We start from the raw sequence: 17,527 nt of genomic DNA, 5'->3' as shown, positions 1-17,527 counted from the left end.
ACAAATTTAACCACACTTTAATAGTCGCAATCAGCATAAAACTTCAAAAATCTGATACAGTATACTCACATTTTAACAATCAGGAGGTTGATTCCATGAAAGTAGAAATCCTATTCCGCCCTTCTTATTCGATCGCGAAGGTGTTGCTTGATCCGAATGAAGGAATTATCGCCGAAAGCGGCGCAATGGTTGGCATGTCCACCGACCTTCAAGTCGAAACGAAAATGCGCGGCGGACTGCTGCAATCCCTGGCGCGATCGGTGTTGGGAGGGGAGTCGTTCTTTGTCAACACCTATCGGGCTTCGGCTCGTGGCGGTGAGCTTTTGCTCGCTCCCACATTACCCGGAGATGTTTTTACAACCGAATTAAGCGGGGAAACCTACCTTGTCCAATCTGGTTCCTTCCTTGCTTCGGCGGAAGGAGTGGTGACCGACACCAAATGGTCAGGAGCGCGTACCTTCTTCGGCGGCGAAGGATTGATTATGCTGCGGTGCAGTGGAACGGGAACTTTGATCCTTTCCAGCTATGGGGCGATTCACGAATTATCACTGTCCGCCGGTGAAACCTATACCGTAGATACCGGGCATCTGGTGGCTTTTAGTGAGAAAATGGGTTTTAAGGTGCGGGCAATTGGCGGGCTGAAAACCACCGTGCTGGGTGGTGAGGGTCTGGTGGTTGACCTGACCGGCCCGGGGCGAGTTCTGCTTCAGACCCGCAGCGAAGGGGCTTTCCTCAACTGGCTGCTTCCAAAAATCCCTAAACGCTCCAGCGATTAGGCATTTTCCCTCATCAGGCTGGTAGGGGATGCCTGCCGATAGAATTCGCGGAAGGCGCGGCTTTCTTCCAGTAAGGAACGCAGCCGCGCTTCTTTCTCATTTGTGAGTGCAGGGTCTGGAACGCCTCCCTCGGCAAGGGTGAGGGATTGGTCATCTCGTTCAATGATGCGGATGAAGCCCTTGCCAGCCAGCCATTCAATGCCGGTGAGGATGGTTTCTTCGCGCTGATTCAATGCGGCAGCCATTCGGAGTAAGGACGCTTTTCCGCCGTTTTTCTTGAGTATATACCTGATCATGCCGGTTAGAGCCTGTAAAAAGGGCTGGGGTTTGTCAACGGGCGGTTCAAGGCAGCCCAAAACGAGTCGTTTGGCTTGAACCTGTTGGAGCGCTTCGGATAATACCTTTTGGGAAGGAGGAGGTGTGCAGATGACCAGTGTCTTCGCCGGGGTCAGTTGCCAACGCTGTTTTACTGGTATGTCGAGGGAGACTGCTCCGTCCGCCCAGAAAAGCATCTGCTCGGAGGGAATGTTTTTTCCGGCAAGTTCCTCCAAAAGGGATTCGGAGGTGCGTAAATCAATGACTTCCAGCGGCGTGGTGTCGGATATTGAAATGGAATCCATCTCTAATGGTCGGGCAACGATCCACTCCAATTGAACTTCTAAATCACCGCCAAAATTGACCGGCCGGGCATGGTAAGCCAGGTCAAAGCGTCCTTCTGGAAGCATGGAACGAGCACCCTGCCACCAGATCACCCGGCGGGTATTTCCTTCCTCATCCTCAACAATCGTCATCAAATGTTCTTGCGTTTTACCAATCGGGGTTGAATTCAGCAGGGTGAGATTGCGGCTGGCAAAGACCAGTGGTGGGTTACCCGCTCCAAAAGGTGCCAATTTTTCCAATTCCTCGATCCATGACAAGTCCAGATCGCTGAGTTTCATCCACGCGTCAACCAGGAGAAGCGGTTTTTGCTGATTTTGGGTTCGCTGGTACTCCACATGAGCCGATACCAGACGGCGAAATTCGTGAAAATTTTCGGGCGGCAATGCCAGCCCAGCCGCCATGGGATGTCCGCCAAAGCCGCTGAGAAGGTGTTGAGCACTGGCAATGGCATCAGTAATGTTGATACCCTCAACCGAACGAGCCGAGCCGCGCATAGGCTGGCCGGGTGGTGAACTTAGCAAAATCACTGGACGCTGAAAGATTTCAACCAGCCGACTGGCGACGATGCCATTGATGCCGCCGGGCCATTCCGGGTGGTGCAACACCAGAACAGCATAATCCAGGACACGCGAGTCTTGATCAATTTGCTGTAAAGCGGAGAGGAACACCTGATCGGTGAGAAAACGGCGCTGACTGTTGTAACCCTCTAATTGCGCTGCAAAAAGGGCAATAGCTTGCGTATCGGATGAGGAGAGGAACTCAACTACCGGGTTTGCATCACCCAGACGTCCAATGGCATTCAGGCGGGGGGCAAGGCTGAAACCAATATGTTGTTCGTTCAGGTGAGCCGGGTTGATTTCAGCATTTTGCATGAGCTGCAGAAGTGCCGGGCGGTGGGGATTTCGCATCAATTCCAAACCACGCTGTACCCAGTAGCGGGTGTCCCCCCGCAGAATAGCCACATCGGCCACACATCCTAATGCAACCAGATCGAGGTGTTCTTCGGCAACTTCAGGTTTGTCCATCCTTTGACACAGGGCTTGAGCAAATACAAAAGCCGTCCCAACCCCAGCCAGTGTTCGCATGGGATGATCTTCGGATAATCTTTGGGGGTTGATTACCGCGTCAGCGGTGGGGAGAATGCCGGGCAGTGTGTGGTGATCGGTGATCACAAACCCAATCCCGCGCTGGCGCAAAAAGTCCGCGGCCGGCTGAGCAGTGATTCCCGTGTCGCAGGTGAGAATCACCTCCACACCCTTGGCAAGCATCCGTTCTAATCCATCCAGGTGAACGCCGTGTGATTCGCGTTCGCGTACGGGAATATAGTATTCCACTTGTGCACCGAGGGATTTGAGAATTGAAACCAGCAGGGTAGTGGCGGTTTGTCCATCTACATCAAAATCACCCCACACGCCAATTTTCTTGCCATCGAGGATGGCATTGTGGATCAGATTCACCCCTTTTTCCACATCCGGCATTTCAAAGGGCTCCGCGGGGCGGTAAAAGCGGTGATCCAAAAAGGCACGGGCTTCCTCAAAGGTCTTCAACCCACGCCGGGCAAGAGTTCGGGCCAGCAATGTATTCTCCCCCGCCAATTGCCGTAATCCCGATGGGATAGGGGTGTCCTCGGCATCCAGCCAGATACGTTCAATGCCTGCAAACGATCGTTTCATTTAAAATTCGGTCTCGCCAATTTGATCGAAGGCTATATCCAGCCGTTCATCATCCACTTCCTCATCCATCTCGTCTTCTGCGCTGCCAGCGGTAATTCCTCGATTGCAAAGCGAACGATAGACACAAAGCGAACAACGTTGCTCTTGTGAAGTGAGCGGAAAGAAAGTTCGGGCATCCTGTTCAATCTCCTGAACCAGTTTGAGCAGGTACTCACCATCGCGCTCTGCCTGTTTTTGGGAATACGGGAAGTGTTCCGGGCTCAGCGGATCGGCCGTGAACCAGTAAATCATTTCGATTTGTTCGGGCGAATAGGGGATGGTTTTATCCAATGCTGCGGAGCACTTCCACAGGAGAAACGGATACAGGCGGGTTTGAATGCGGCGGGAGAGGATACTGCGCGGGGGTTTGCGCCGTCCGGTTTTCCAATCCACGATGATCATTTTCTCGCCAGGTTGAATGGCGATTAGATCAAATTTGGCAAGAAAGCGGTAGTTGCCAAATGTGGTCTGAAGGATATGTTCGACAAAGCGTCGCTCCGGTAAGGGATGCGGTTGGCTGCCAAGGTAATCTTCCCACCAGGCAAGCAGGGTTTGATCGTAAGCCTGCGCGCTGATTCTTTCGACCGGCAAGCCGATTTGATGCTGCTGGATCATCTGGTGGAAAATTTCCCCGCGGCGCAGGTGCTGTTCGTGTTCAAGTACCGGTTGGGACTGAATTGCCGGCCAGGGTTGCCGCAGCAGGTAACGCAGTTCAAAACGACGTGGACACTCGATAAAATCCTGTAAATTGTTCTGGCTAAATGTAAATTCAGGCGGAAGTTTCACGGCGGTATTCCTCCCAGAACTTCTGAAGATGGACAAAAGGCAAAGCCGGGGAGTTCTCGCTGCCTTGGGTATCTTTGCCGGTATTCCAGGTGATTATCAAAGAACGGCGAGCTCGAGTGATGCCCACATAGAATAAGCGCAATCGTTCGGCGCAGTATTCCAGCCGGGCTTGTTGGGTGGCAATACCTTCCTCCAGATACAGGGATGTCAATTCTCGGTTGGCGAGGGCTTTCAATCGGCTGAGAGCCTCGGCTTCAAGATTAAGTTGATTGCGGACAAAGTATTTTTCGGAATAATAACGGTCAAACCCTTGCGCGGAAGGAAAGTCGTAATTGTTGACCGACATCAAGTAAACCCGGTCCCATTCCAACCCTTTGGCTTTGTGAATCGTGGCCACCACCACCTTACCCGGATGTTCATCCGGGTCAAATCCTGGCTCTTCGTCACTGAAACCGAGGATACGCCGTTCGTTACGGGCAATTAGTCCCAATTCTTCCGTAAATTGCGGCAGTTGCCATTCCGGGTGACGCTGAGCTGTGCGTCCCAACAAGAGGGCGAGGCTGTGCGCCAGGGCTAATTGGGTTGGTTCGCGGAATAAATCCTGAGCAATGGTCAAAATCAACTGGTCAATGGGCAGCAGAATTGCTTGCTGCCAGCGGCGCATGAGCAGAGCAAAATCTTTCAATATGGCTGTGGTCTGGTCGAATAAATCGTCCCTGCGGTGTAACTCATCCAGCCAGTTGTTTTCCGCGCGGGGATACAGATAATTTTCGGGTTCGGAATTTGCCCACAATAATTGTGTTGCCTGCTGCACAACCCCGTTATCAGGGGCGTTTTCCGGGAAAAGTAGCCGGATGACCTCCTTGAACACATCCACCAGCAATCGGTTATCGGCGGCTTTATTAAGACTTTTGAGGATCTTTTCCAGAACGGCAGCGGTTTGCCGGGTGGTCTGGCTGGATTGAAGCAATTCAATGACGGGGATGCCGGCACCTTTCAGCGCAGTGACGACTTTGCCACCGCGTTCATTGCGTGGCACCAGCACGGCTACGGTTTGGTGCGGGTGCTGCGGCAGCCAGCGTTTGAGCGAGTCAACCACGGCCTTTATTTCCCCCTCGGGAGAAAATTTTTTCATCACAAGGAAGATTTCATTGGGCTCATCCGGCGGATTGGGCTGCGGGTCTCCGGGCGGTGTGGGGCGGACATAGGGTGGTGTCAGTGCATTTCTCAGGGCTTCGACGGGGTGATCCTGAATCGTCCAGCGGATCAGTTCATTTGCCAGACGGATGATGCTGGCTGTTGAGCGCCCCGAATCGGGCAGGTCATATGCCTGGACGCTTTGCAGTTTGAGAAAATTACGCAAATATTCCGGGCTGGCGGTTGTAAAGGTTTCGTAAATGGCTTGATTGGGGTCACCTACCCGCACCCAGTTGCCGTCTTCTCCAGCCAGCCGGCGTAAAATTTCTTCCTGAAGGCGCGAACTGTCCTGGGCTTCGTCTTCTAAAATATACGGAAAGCGATAGCGAAGCCGCCGCAAATAATCTGAATCGGTATTCAGCACATTGAGCGCCAGCCGGATCAGGTCATCAAAATCAATCAAACTACGCAGCATCAGACCGCGCTGGTAGCTTTCATACACATCCAACCCCAACTGAATCAACGAATGATTGTAATGGGTGCTGCTCAATTGATCACGAATTTGTTGAGGTGAAAGCTGCAAATCTTTGGCCTGACGGATAAATGCCCGTGCTACCTTAACCAGTAAGTCCTCCCATTTTTTTTGCAGGTCGGAATTTCGCTGGGGGTTGAGATTGGGGTTTGTCCATTCCAGGATGAATTCCGGGTGAGAACGCACCCACCCCGATACGGCTGCCTTGACGATTTCATCGCTGTCACGCTCATCTGCGATGCTGAAACGGTCTGAAAGACCGGCCAGGTCGGGGCGTTCGCGCACAATGTCATGGGCCAGGCCATGAAGGGTGCGGACGCGGTAGTTCATGTCGCGCATCAAGCCGAATTGTTCTACAAACGAACCAATCCGGGTGGCAAAGTTATCCACTGCGGAATTGACCAGGGTGACAATTAAGACTTCCTGTTCCTCATTGATCTTACCGCTGGTGATGATTTGAGCTGCCAGTAAGGAAAGCGTGTAGGTTTTTCCACTGCCCGGAACTGCAGATACGCCCATCCATCCGCCGGAATAATTCAGGATTTGGGTTTGGTGGGGGCGAGGTTGATGGCGGTTATTCATGGGCTGCCTCTTGCTGATGTAACCGGCGCAGTAAACCCTGGAAAGCCAGCAATAAAGCGCCACGTTCCTCGGCACCGCGCTCATTAATTCGGCTGGTGCAAAGGAACACATGCTCGCTGCAACGGTAGGTTAAACCCCGAATGATTCGTATCAGGGATTGCTGATTGGTTTCGTATTCTTCTACGTCCGTCCACAACCTTCCTGGCTGCCAGTTGCGGCTGAGAACGTAGGGGTGGGTGAGTGGTTGAAACAGGCGTTCCCACCAGCCGAAATTGCCACAATCCAACCAGAACTGAAAGCGCACCGGGCGATTATTGATGATGAACGAATATGCCGGTGATATTAAAACGGCATTTTCTTCTTCTACAGGGGTCAGATAAAGAGCGGAAATTACTCCCTGTTGAACCATTTTCAAATATTCAAACCCCACCGAAAAACCGGGTTGCTGGCTACGTACCGGTTCGATGACTTGCCGAAATTTCTGAATAGACTCAATCAAACGAGCGGTAACTGAAGCATCATCCAGATGATCGTGAAATCCGTAACCGGGCTGGGATAATACTTCCCCAAACAAGAAGGCGAAAAAGACATCCAGCTCCTCTTCTTCTCCCCGCTCGATATAATTCAACAGCCATTCACGTAAGCGGGAGTAACGCAAACCAGCTGAATAAGTGATTCTTTCGCGTCCCCCCGCACCGATTTCCTCAAAAGGACGCAGAGGGAAGGATTGCTTTTTGGCAGCGAAGCCCATTTGCATTAACAAATCCGCACGGACTAAATCGAGATCTGCGATGCAGTGGACCAGCATGGAGCGGATTTCCTCGCGGGTGGGCGGCATTTCCCAATGGGGATGGGCTAATTTTGCCAGTGTGATCAGGGTGCGTACAGCCGGTTCATCATACAGACTGCGGGAAGGGCGGTGGGAGCGGGCGGGGATCTGGTACTCTTCCAAACGGTTCATCAACGAAAAACGCAGCGAATCAGACATAAATGGCGCCAGTACGGCAATTTCACACGGGGCTACCTGCTTTTGGTGGACTAATTCATCAATGGTTTTACAAACCCGATCCACCATCTCCGGGTAAAAACGAGCCGGTAAATGGGTAAATGCGGTTTTGATTTGCGGAGTCAGTTCTTCAATGGTCAATTGGCGCTGAACGGACTTTACCAGGGCGGATTGAAACTGGCGTATTGGTGGAGGGCAGATCAAGCTGGGGGGAAATTCCACAACTTCATCGCAAAAATTGGCCAGCAAAGCCGCCGATTGTGGATCGGCGCCCAAAAAAATGCGGTGGCCGCCGTGCAAATCAAAAATGAGTACGGCTGAATCAAAAATCGGCAGCCATTCACCGATGACATCATGAGCAGCCGGCGCATCTTCTTCGATATTATCGTAAATCAGGTGGCGGTATTGGGTTTGTAAATAGTTGCGTACCAAAAAAGAACGCCACAAGTGATGGATGAACAATTCAATTTGCAGGGAAAAATCCAGCAAGTTATTTGCCAGGCAATATTCCCGAAACGCCTTGATGCATTCCTGGGCCTGATCAAACACGATCAGGTGCTGGGATTGACCATTCCAGGCCTGTTTCAGCCGTTCACCAAGTGTGGTGTGAGCAAAGCCAACCAACGCCGCTTTGTTGAGGTTATCCAATAACTGTGAGTAGAGCCGGTTACGGTCAATCACCAGTTGTTCGAAATAGCCCTGATCGAGAAACGGTTCGACGACTTTTGCCATGTAATACTGAGCCGTTTCGAGGGTGAGAAACAATGGGGGTTGATGAGGTTGGGCAAATCCTGCTTCAGCGCTGATTGCTGGCCAAAACAATTGAATAGTACGCTGGCTGAGGCCGCCCAAGGTGACAATGGTTGGTAATCCGCCGGGAGGGAGCGGGTTTTGAGCCAGATAGTCGTAATAAGGTTGGGCTAAGGTGCGCTGAGGTAATAAAATCAAAATCTGCTCCGCCGGAATACCACTTTCTAGAAGAAAAACCAGCCGTGCCAAACCGGCTGTAGTTTTACCGCTGCCCGGTTCGCCATGTAAAAATATTTTCCGGTTCAGGGGAGATTCGGCAATTTGACGTTGGGTGGAGAAAAATTCTGGCAGGCTCATCAGGGTTAACAGGGTTAATAATTCAGCCCGGCAATTTTGTAGAGTAATGCGCGGGTTAGACGGGCGTCATCGGCTGCACGATGAGAATTGGGAAGCGGAATATTCATGCTTTGGCCGGCTTCTTCCAGTTTGAAGAAACGATAGGCGCGACGCGCCTGATCCCATTGGCCACGGTAAGCAGCGTACAACTTCATGACATCGAAGGTGGACAGCCGTTCTTTCCATGGCAATTTGTAGACTTCATAGGACTGACGCATCATGCGCAGGTCGAATTCTGCGTTGTAAACCGCAACCTTGCGGTCGAGAATCAGGCTGCGTAATGAAGCCCAAACGACCGGAAAAGTGGGGGCATTTTTTACCATGGAGTTTTCAATTTGGTGGATGGCAGTCAAATCCGGGGGAATCGGTCGGTAGGGCCGGACAAAAGACTCAAATAGCGTTGAGCCATCCTGGTCAATGACCGCAATTTCGATGATCTCGGCATTTTTATCCAGTCCGGTGGTTTCGGTATCCAGAAAAACTGGCTTTTCATTGATCCATTGGAGGGCTTGTTCAACGACTTGTTGACGGCGGGGATCAAAACTCATAGCGATTACTTAATCCAATTTCCAGATGGCAAACTCTTCGGCATAAACGGTGAAATTGGGGGTATTCCGTGCAGCAATCACGATGCCATATGAACCGGGTTCGGTGAAGGTGTTATCGCTGATCTCGCGGATTTTAACTCCGTTAACGTAGAGGGTGTAATTGCTGCCGACGGCGTAAACCCCAATTCGGTTGGTCTGGTTGGAACCGGTGCGAATGGCATCATTGACATTACCGCCTTCCGCCAGGTTGACATATTGTTGTCCATCCCAGTAGCCAAATGCCCATTTACCATCACAGGTCAATTGGAACCAGTAACCATTGACGAAATCCGATGAGCGAAAAACCAAACCGTAGGTATCCAGCCCATTGCATTCACCAGTACGAACAAGGGTTTCCAGGTAGGCATTTCCGATTTTGGCGCCACCGGTGCGCCAGCCCCGGTAACCAATGGCGTATCGGCTGGTCAGTACCAGAGCGCCGTTTTCAACACGGATGAAGGTGTAATCATCGTCGTAGGATTTGTCCTGTAAGCCAAACGATCGGCCATTGTCCAGCGTATCCACGAAAGTGGGATTACCCAACACCTGGCGAGGGTCATCGCTGAGAGTAGTGGGGGTGAATGAAGGTTCGGGGGAGGATGTTGGAGTTGTGCCGGGGGTTTCGGCTGGGAGGGTCGGTTGAGCCGGCTGGTCGGTGGGGACAGGGGTGTCGCTTGGCAGCGGTGGAACGGTCGGCTGGCTGGTCAGGATTGCGGCCACCTGAGTTGCTACCAGATCCATGGTTGGTGTGGGGTTGCCGCCAGCTGGTAAATTGCAACTGCTCAAGAAGAACAAGAGAATGGTAAAAGAGAGAATCCGTTTCGGCATGGGTGATCCTTTGATTAAACAAACCGCTGATCAAACAATTTTTCAATGATATTGATTATAATCGAAATCACCCGCCGGAAAGAAAAGTAGAATAAATTTTCGATGAAAGTCATTGCATTTTACAAACCTTATGGGGTTCTTACCGCCTTCCGCGACTTGGAAGGTCGTCCAACGCTGAAAGAATACATCCCGCTTCCCGGCATCTATCCGGCTGGCCGGCTCGATCTGGATAGTGAAGGGTTGTTGATTTTGAGTGATGACGGCCGCTTGATTCACCTTTTGACCGATCCGCGCCATCGCATTCCAAAAACTTACTTCGTGCAGGTAGAAGGCAAAATCACCCCGGAAGCGCTGGCAGCCCTGCAAAGGGGAGTGGAAGTGAAAGGCAAAAAAACACGGCGCTGCGAAGCGTTGATCATCCCACAACCCGACCTTCCGCCGCGCAGCAAGCCGGTTACTCCCCATGACGAAACGACCTGGTTGAGGCTGGTACTGCAGGAGGGGCGCAAACGGCAGATCCGGCACATGACGGCCGCAATTGGCTTTCCCACCCTTCGTCTGGTGAGGGTGGCTATTGGACCGATTACGCTGGAAGGTTTGCAGCCGGGGGAATGGCGTGAGTTGAAGGATGAGGAAGTCCGGCGGTTGTGGGAATACGGTCAATCCAACCGACGTGTATAATTACGTTTAAGTCTTCCCGCTGCACGCATCTTTTCAATGAAAACCCAAATTATTCGTCTGGAAAGCCATGATGATTACATCTCGATTCGCGACAAGATGTCTTGGAGCAAAGCGAGACGAATTCTACTCGTGTTGCCGCGCCGCCGTCCGCCGGTGTTGCAGCGTTTGGACTTACTTCTTCTTCAGCGGCAAGCCCAAGCCCTCGGCGGTCAGGTTGGTCTGGTCACGCAGGATAAAGATCTGATTGCAGAAGCACAGGAAGTGGGTATGCCGGTTTTCCCGTCTATCCCGGCTGCTCAACGAATCGGCTGGCAGTCAAGTTCCCGACGGCGGAAATTGCTTCGATTTCGGAAAACCCGAAAAATCGATTCTCAAACATTGAGAAATCTGCTCAGTCAGACGCATCCCAAATCGGAAAATGTCTGGCTCCGATTGCTTTCTTTTTTATTAGGTGTGATCAGTTTCAGTGGATTGATGTTGTTTTTCCTTCCCTCTGCAAGGATTGTAGTGAAACCTTTTCAGGAAGAACAAATTTTTGAAATGCGCATCCGCGCCAGTCCGCAAATCGAAGTGGTTTCCCCTTCAGGATCGATTCCGGCTGAAATTTTCAAAGTGACCGTGCGTGGTTCTCTGTGGGGAGATGCCACAGGATCTCAGCCTATTGGCGAAAAAAAAGCGAGCGGCACGGTCAATTTAATAAACCTGACCGAGGAGGCGGTTTTCGTTCCGCAGGGAACGATCCTGCGAACACTCTCCGAGCCGTTTGTTCGCTTCGAAACGACTCAGAATGTGACTCTACCGGCCGGTAACGGACAAACCCGTGAAGTCAATGTGCGAGCCCTGGTAGCAGGAAGTCATGGCAATGTACCGGCGCAGGCTTTAGGAGCGGTGGAGGGAAGTCTTGGTCTGGTTGTAGCAGCAGAGAATCCCCAGGCGATTTTTGGAGGTAGCGACCGGCAAGGTAGAGTAGTCAGTGAACGGGATGCGGCGCGGGTTTATGACAGCTTGATTACTTCTCTGGCAGAGGATGCCCGCCAGGAATTGCAAAAAATTCTCCCGCCGGGAAAGATCCTTTTGCCGGAAACGCTGGTGATTGACAGGGTGGTCGAAAAGGTTTATCAGCCGGCCCCCGGTGAATTGGCCGACCGGTTTGTGCTGAACTTGCAGGTGGAGTTTGAAGCGTGGGCTTATGATCAGGCTCACCTGGAACGGATTTTGAACGATGCGATGAACGCCAATCTTCCGGAGCGGATGACTGTCCTAGAAGACACTTTTCAATATCGCCATAAAGGACAAAGCAGTTTTCAAGAAGGGGAATCGGTTGAATTCACCATCGAGGCAAGGCGGCTGGTAAAAACAAAAATTGAAGCGGCTCTGATTACCTCATCCGTACGGGGGTTAGCGCTGGAAAGCGCTTCTGAACGGGTCAGCCAGCAGTACCAACTTGTAAGCCCGCCGGAAATCTTCGTTCAACCCGTGTGGTGGAAGCGTCTGCCGTTTCTCACCTTCCGTATTGGAGTGGAAGAACGATGAGCAGCGAACGCGGACGGGTTTTGGCGGTGGATCCGGGTGAAAAGCGGATCGGGCTGGCAATTTCGGATCCAACCGGTACGATTGCCAACCCCCTGCAGGTGCTTAAACATGTTTCGCGTTTGATTGATGCGGCAACTATTGTACAAATTGCGCAGGAATGGGGGGTTGTTGAAATCGTAATTGGTCAGGCAATCGAACTGGATGGAACGCCGGGTGTGATGGGAAGAAAAGCCCAACGGCTGGCTGAGGCTATTCGTGCTCAAACTGAAATCCCGGTTGTCCTGTGGGACGAGAGCGGCAGCACCCAAACAGCCCGCAGCGCAAGACAGAAAATGGGTGTAAAACGAAGTCAGCGGCGCGGCCACATGGATGACCTGGCCGCGGTGGTCATTTTGCAGTCTTACTTGAACAGCCGCGATTCAGTCTTTCCAATTGAGGAAGAGTGAGAATGGAAAAATCGAATAAACAACGTCTTTCATCTGGTTGTTTTTTGTTTCTGCTGATAGGTTTAATCGTTTTGATTGCTTTGGGTTGGTTTCTGGTTCAAATCCCTTCCCTGGCAGAGGTGCAGTTCGGTTATGCCAGTTCACGATTGGATCTTCTAGACCGGTACTGGTATTCCATCCGGCTAATCTTAAACCATGATAAATTAACTACCCCCTTGGATGCGCAGGGATCGCCGCGCCTGTTCATCATTCAAAGCGGAGAAACAGCCGAGCAAGTTGCCGTTCGATTACAACGCGAAGGTTTAATTCGCGATTCCGAATCTTTTCGCGATTACATGGTCTATTCGGGTCTGGATACGGCGATTCAGGCGGGAGAGTATGAGATCAGCCCGGCGTGGAACGCCATTGAGATCGGACATCATTTGCTGGATGCCACACCTGACCAAATCACGTTTGTTATTCTGGCTGGGTGGCGGGTTGAGGAAATTGCTGCTTCACTACCGACTTCCGGTTTGCAAATCACACCGGATGAATTTCTTCAATTTGTGCGCAATCCACCAGCCGAATGGCATCCGGCGGGCAGAACTTCAGCCGGATTCAGCCTGGAGGGTTATCTTTTTCCGGGTGAATATCGCTTCAGAAGGGATGCCAGTGTGCGCGAGGTGGTTGCCGCTTTTTTGGAACGCTTCAATCAGCAGGTGGATTCCAATTTGCGGGAAGCTTTTTCCCGTCAGGGACTGACTCTGCATGAAGCAGTTACCCTGGCTTCGATTGTTCACCGCGAAGGGATTGTCGAAGAAGAAAGACCGATGATTGCTTCTGTGTTCTACAATCGTTTGAGGGCCGGCATGAAACTGGATGCCGACCCCACCGTTCAATACGCATTGGGATATAATTCATTGCAGCAGACGTGGTGGACGAATCCATTAAGCCACAATGACTTGATGATTAATTCCCCTTATAATACCTATCAAAATACCGGATTACCGCCCACCCCCATTTGTAATCCATCCTTAAGCGCTTTACAGGCTGTGGCTTACCCGGCGGATTCCCCTTATTTTTATTTCCGGGCGCGCTGCGATGGATCGGGCAGGCATTCCTTTGCAAAAACGTTTGAAGAGCATTTACAAAATGCATGTCCATAATCGAACGGTAAGGAGAGAAAAAATGGAAGTTCTCGGAATTGATATCGGCGGATCCGGAATTAAAGGAGCGGTGGTTGACCCGGTTACCGGTTCGTTGCTGACTGAACGCCGGCGATTGCCCACTCCTGAAGGCGCAAAACCAGAAGATGTTGCCGAAACCTGCGCCGAATTAGTCCACCAATTTGGTTATGAAGGAGTGATTGGCTGCGGCTTTCCCGCCCCGATTTTGCAAGGAGTGGCTATGATGGCAGCAAACATTCACCCGACCTGGATCGGTACGAATGTCAACGATTTGTTGACCCGATTTACAGGCTGCCGTACTTTTACCCTGAATGATGCGGATGCTGCAGGGATTGCCGAAATGAAATTTGGGGCCGGCAAGGACGTGAAAGGGGTGGTGCTGGTCATCACACTCGGCACGGGTATTGGGACAGCAATATTTACCGACGGGGTTTTAGTGCCGAACGCAGAGTTTGGGCATCTAAAAATTCGCGGTAAAGATGCCGAATGGCGGGCATCCGATGCGGCGCGGCAGAGGAAAGACCTTTCCTGGAAAAAATATGCCAAACGCTTGCAGGAATTCTTAAGCGAGATGGAGAAACTGTTTTGGCCGGAGTTGATCATCATAGGCGGCGGGCTGAGTAAAAATGTGGAAAAATTCTTACCCTATCTTTCTACCCGAGCAAAAATAACACCGGCATTGTTCTTGAACAATGCCGGCATTGTCGGCGCAGCAGTATACGCCAGCCAAAGGACCGAATAATTTATCCGCCGCCTCCACCGCCGAATAATCCGCCTTCGGTCAGTTTGCGCATATCACTGAATACGGCGCGAATATCGTCTTCGGTCAGTGGCTGACCGGTGTCTTTATGCTTGAGAGCGCCTTCGCGTACCTTTTCCAGCGCAACTTCCTGAACGGTTAAATCACGGCTGAGGGCTTCTTTAACCAGAGCCGCTCCTGCCAGATAACCGATGATCGGATTCAGCGCAGTTACCACGATGGTGTTGCGCGCCAGCCAGCCCTCGGCTTTGGCACGGTTGGCTTTGATACCGACCACGCATTTATCGGTAAAGGCGCTGATTGCCCCAATCATCACGTGCATCATCTCAAAGAGATCATGAGCGATGATCGGCATCATCACATTTAATTCCAACTGACCGGCTTGAGAGGCCATGGCAACGGCGGTATCCAGCCCAATCACATGATACATGGCCATGTTCAGCATTTCTGCCAAAACCGGGTTGACCTTTCCCGGCATAATGGACGAACCCGGCTGTACCGGCGGCAGGCGAATCTCATCCAGCCCGGTTGCCGGCCCCGAAGAAAGCAGGCGTAGATCGTTGGCGATGCGCGTCAGAGTCAGGGCCAAGGTGCGCAGGGAAGCCGAAAAATCTGCCATGTCTGCCATGGATTGCATGGACTCGAATAAATTATCAGAGGTGTAGAGTTTCAATCCCGAAACTCGCGAAAGGACTTCCACCATGCGGGGGTGATATTCCGGGTGAGCGTTCAAACCGGTCCCAGTGGCCGTACCGCCAATTCCCAACCGGCGCAGGCCTTCGGCAGCCCGCTCAATGCGTTCTCGGTCGCGGTCTACAGCGCGCGCATAAGCGCCAAATTCCTGCCCTAATCGCACTGGGACGGCATCTTGCAAATGGGTGCGGCCTGATTTGACAATGTCATCAAACTCGATGGCTTTCTCTTTGAGAGCCTCAATTAGTTTTTGAATGGTGAAGGTTAACTCGTCCAATCGCCACAAACATCCCAGTCGAATGGCTGTGGGAATGGTATCGTTGGTGGATTGGGACATATTGACGTGATCGTTGGGGTGTACAAGATACTCGCCGATTTGTCCACCTAAGATTTGAGTAGCCCGATTGGCAATGACCTCGTTGGTGTTCATATTGTGGCTGGTACCGGCACCAGCCTGAAAAGGATCCACCACAAAGTGATCATTCCACTGGCCAGCCATAACTTCTTCCCCGGCTTGAATGATGGCTTTGGCGCGTTGTTCATCCAGCAATCCAACTGCATGGTTGACTTCGGCGGCGGCGCGTTTGATCAATGCCATAGACCAGATGAAAGCCCGGTAAGGGCGCATGCCCGAAATGGGGAAATTGAGGACCGCGCGCTGGGTTTGAGCGCCGTAAAGAGCGTTTGCCGGTACCATGACTTCGCCCAATGAGTCTCTTTCCACCCGTAGATTATTTTCAGTCATTGACTTTATTTACCTCCTTTGGCGAATTTTATTGAAAAAAAAACAGGGTTGTTCACCAGTGGCACGGATAATTGACCTCGCTCCCGGCGCTCACCAGTCCATTTTCACCGGGATTTTTCCATCTTCCACCGATAACAACCCTGTAAAAGGGGCTGAAAAGTTTAACCGGCTGCGCTGTAACCGGGTCCTTCCTTGAAGTACTCGTAATTTTTGGCAATGTCGGGAGTCAAATCCACAACTTCACCGGCCTTGAGTGTGCGGGTGGCCTCTAGGTGAACCGGTTCGCCGTCATGATTCACACCATCATAAATCTCGGTAAAGCCGGGGGTGCCGACTGGCATGGATTGGCGTTCTCCACCGCGCGCCACATAGGCGGAGGGAACTTCATCTTCCGGGAAAATGGCAGCATAGGGACATTCCGGCACACAGGCACCGCAGTCAATGCAGGTATCCGGGTCAATGTAGAACCACGGATATTTATCCTGTGGTTTACCGGGAACAATGCATTCTACCGGGCAGACGGTAACACAACCGCCATCACGCAGACACAGGCTTGTAATAATATGGGTCATCGTAACCTCCGTTTGGATGAAATGGACAGAATTTGAATGCAGAGGGAAAGTAAGCGAATACCGGAGAAAAATTGAATCAAAATGATGTGGGTAAATTCATGGGATTTCTTGACTCCAGACACCTCCCCTCGGCCATTATTTGATTTTCCGACCAGTTTTGTAATATTGGGATAAAGTTATTCTAGCCAGCCGATACCTGTTTGTCAAGCATTCCTCCGCGATATAATAGGGTGATTATGATCTCACCGCAGAAATCATCCCGTTTTTCCCCATTCATCTTAATAACTGGCATCCTGGCGGTTTCCACGGCGGCCATTTTCATCCGTTATGCACAACAGCAAGCGCCATCTTTGATTATTGCGGCTTATCGTTTGGGACTGGCCAGTTTGATTTTAATGCCATTTTCTCTCCGACAGGCACAACGCGAAGTGAGCACTTTACCGATAAACGGCAAACTTCAAGCACTGCTGGCAGGGGTTTTTCTGGCGGTTCATTTTGCAACGTGGATTATCTCGCTCGAGCTCACTTCGGTCGCCAGTTCGGTTGTGCTGGTTACCACCACCCCCTTGTGGGTTGCGATTTTCTCACCATTGTTTTTAAGAGAAAGGATGAAGAAAGAAGTATGGTGGGGTTTGGGGCTGGCTCTCAGCGGGGGTGTGGTAGTGGCTGCCAGTCAGGCTTGTGTGTGGCAACAAAGCCGCTTGGTGTGTACCTCGCTGGGTTCTTTTTTCCAGGGAAAGGCTCTCTTAGGTAATCTACTGGCGCTGATGGGGGCATGGATGGCAGCCGGCTACCTGTTGGTTGGGCGGAAAATTCGCCCAATGATCTCTTTGAGGTCATACATCCTGATGGTGTATTCAACGGCCGCGGTTATCCTGATCGGCATGGCAGCGGTAATGGGGTATTCCTTTACGGCTTACCCATTGCCCGTATTCGGGTGGTTTTTACTGCTGGCCATCATCCCGCAGGTGATCGGTCATTCATCTTTCAATTGGGCACTGCGTTATTTGCCGGCCACTTTCGTCTCTCTGGCTTTGTTGGGGGAACCGGTGGGAGCAACTATTCTGGCGATGATCTTCTTGCGAGAAACTCCGCTTTTAAATGAGGTCATTGGCGGGGGAATGATTTTGGGCGGTATTTACCTTGCTTCCCTCGCCAATCGAGAATCATCATAAGGTT

At 51.6% G+C, this 17,527-nt stretch carries 15 protein-coding genes; 7 read left to right on the top strand and 8 right to left on the bottom strand.

What is annotated here, in order from left to right:
- Positions 1 to 95: 95 nt before the first annotated feature.
- Entirely contained in the window at positions 96 to 776 is a 681-nt protein-coding gene (locus AC812_RS14275) for a TIGR00266 family protein (protein WP_061917772.1), read from the top strand.
- Here AC812_RS14275 and recJ read toward each other — a convergent pair.
- From recJ to AC812_RS14245, 6 genes are read right to left on the bottom strand one after another with little or no spacing between them, the layout of a single operon-like run.
- Positions 773 to 3,109, bottom strand: a complete 2,337-nt coding sequence (gene recJ / locus AC812_RS14270; RefSeq protein ID WP_061917769.1) for a single-stranded-DNA-specific exonuclease RecJ — start codon at positions 3,107 to 3,109, stop codon at positions 773 to 775. The genes AC812_RS14275 and recJ overlap by 4 nt on opposite strands.
- Positions 3,110 to 3,934 carry a PD-(D/E)XK nuclease family protein gene (locus AC812_RS14265; RefSeq protein WP_061917766.1) on the bottom strand — a complete coding sequence of 275 codons (825 nt, stop codon included), beginning with the start codon at positions 3,932 to 3,934 and terminating at the stop codon, positions 3,110 to 3,112. It lies immediately after the preceding gene.
- Complete coding sequence (locus AC812_RS14260; RefSeq protein WP_061917763.1) at positions 3,918 to 6,185, bottom strand: ATP-dependent helicase; 2,268 nt, start codon at positions 6,183 to 6,185, stop codon at positions 3,918 to 3,920. The genes AC812_RS14265 and AC812_RS14260 overlap by 17 nt, the downstream gene beginning before the upstream one ends.
- Positions 6,178 to 8,298: a DEAD/DEAH box helicase family protein gene (locus AC812_RS17715; protein WP_061917761.1), complete on the bottom strand. Its 2,121-nt coding sequence runs from the start codon at positions 8,296 to 8,298 to the stop codon at positions 6,178 to 6,180. Before AC812_RS17715 ends, AC812_RS14260 begins: the two co-directional genes overlap by 8 nt.
- A 14-nt stretch (positions 8,299 to 8,312) precedes the next feature.
- A complete protein-coding gene (locus AC812_RS14250; protein ID WP_061917758.1) occupies positions 8,313 to 8,885 on the bottom strand; it encodes a 3'-5' exonuclease in 573 nt (190 codons plus the stop codon).
- A 9-nt stretch (positions 8,886 to 8,894) separates the two neighbouring features.
- Positions 8,895 to 9,752 carry a family 16 glycoside hydrolase gene (locus tag AC812_RS14245; protein WP_114676113.1) on the bottom strand — a complete coding sequence of 286 codons (858 nt, stop codon included), beginning with the start codon at positions 9,750 to 9,752 and terminating at the stop codon, positions 8,895 to 8,897.
- A gap of 102 nt (positions 9,753 to 9,854) precedes the next feature.
- On the opposite strand from AC812_RS14245, the gene AC812_RS14240 reads away from it, so the two are divergent.
- Genes AC812_RS14240 through ppgK form a run of 5 tightly spaced genes read left to right on the top strand, consistent with a single transcriptional unit; the run spans position 9,855 to position 14,320 of the window.
- Positions 9,855 to 10,433 (top strand): pseudouridine synthase, encoded by a 579-nt coding sequence (locus AC812_RS14240; protein WP_061917752.1) that lies wholly within the window; start codon positions 9,855 to 9,857, stop codon positions 10,431 to 10,433.
- 36 nt (positions 10,434 to 10,469) lie between these two features.
- A complete protein-coding gene (locus AC812_RS14235) occupies positions 10,470 to 11,966 on the top strand; it encodes a baseplate J/gp47 family protein (RefSeq protein ID WP_062158950.1) in 1,497 nt (498 codons plus the stop codon).
- Positions 11,963 to 12,412, top strand: a complete 450-nt coding sequence (gene ruvX, locus AC812_RS14230; protein WP_061917747.1) for a Holliday junction resolvase RuvX — start codon at positions 11,963 to 11,965, stop codon at positions 12,410 to 12,412. The genes AC812_RS14235 and ruvX overlap by 4 nt, the downstream gene beginning before the upstream one ends.
- Before the next feature lie 2 nt (positions 12,413 to 12,414).
- Positions 12,415 to 13,557: an endolytic transglycosylase MltG gene (gene mltG, locus AC812_RS14225; protein WP_061917743.1), complete on the top strand. Its 1,143-nt coding sequence runs from the start codon at positions 12,415 to 12,417 to the stop codon at positions 13,555 to 13,557.
- A 22-nt stretch (positions 13,558 to 13,579) separates the two neighbouring features.
- Positions 13,580 to 14,320 carry a polyphosphate--glucose phosphotransferase gene (gene ppgK / locus AC812_RS14220; protein ID WP_061917740.1) on the top strand — a complete coding sequence of 247 codons (741 nt, stop codon included), beginning with the start codon at positions 13,580 to 13,582 and terminating at the stop codon, positions 14,318 to 14,320.
- Position 14,321: 1 nt separating this feature from the next.
- Here ppgK and AC812_RS14215 read toward each other — a convergent pair whose 3' ends face one another.
- A complete protein-coding gene (locus AC812_RS14215; protein ID WP_061917738.1) occupies positions 14,322 to 15,776 on the bottom strand; it encodes an aspartate ammonia-lyase in 1,455 nt (484 codons plus the stop codon).
- 161 nt (positions 15,777 to 15,937) lie between these two features.
- Positions 15,938 to 16,348: a 4Fe-4S dicluster domain-containing protein gene (locus AC812_RS18475; protein WP_082149129.1), complete on the bottom strand. Its 411-nt coding sequence runs from the start codon at positions 16,346 to 16,348 to the stop codon at positions 15,938 to 15,940.
- A gap of 236 nt (positions 16,349 to 16,584) precedes the next feature.
- On the opposite strand from AC812_RS18475, the gene AC812_RS14205 reads away from it, so the two are divergent.
- Entirely contained in the window at positions 16,585 to 17,523 is a 939-nt protein-coding gene (locus tag AC812_RS14205) for a DMT family transporter (protein ID WP_061917735.1), read from the top strand.
- The last annotated feature ends 4 nt before the right edge of the window (positions 17,524 to 17,527 follow it).

It is taken from the genome of Bellilinea caldifistulae, assembly GCF_001306055.1.
Taxonomy (GTDB): domain Bacteria; phylum Chloroflexota; class Anaerolineae; order Anaerolineales; family Anaerolineaceae; genus Bellilinea; species Bellilinea caldifistulae.
This window is presented reverse-complemented; position numbering and strand designations above follow the sequence as displayed.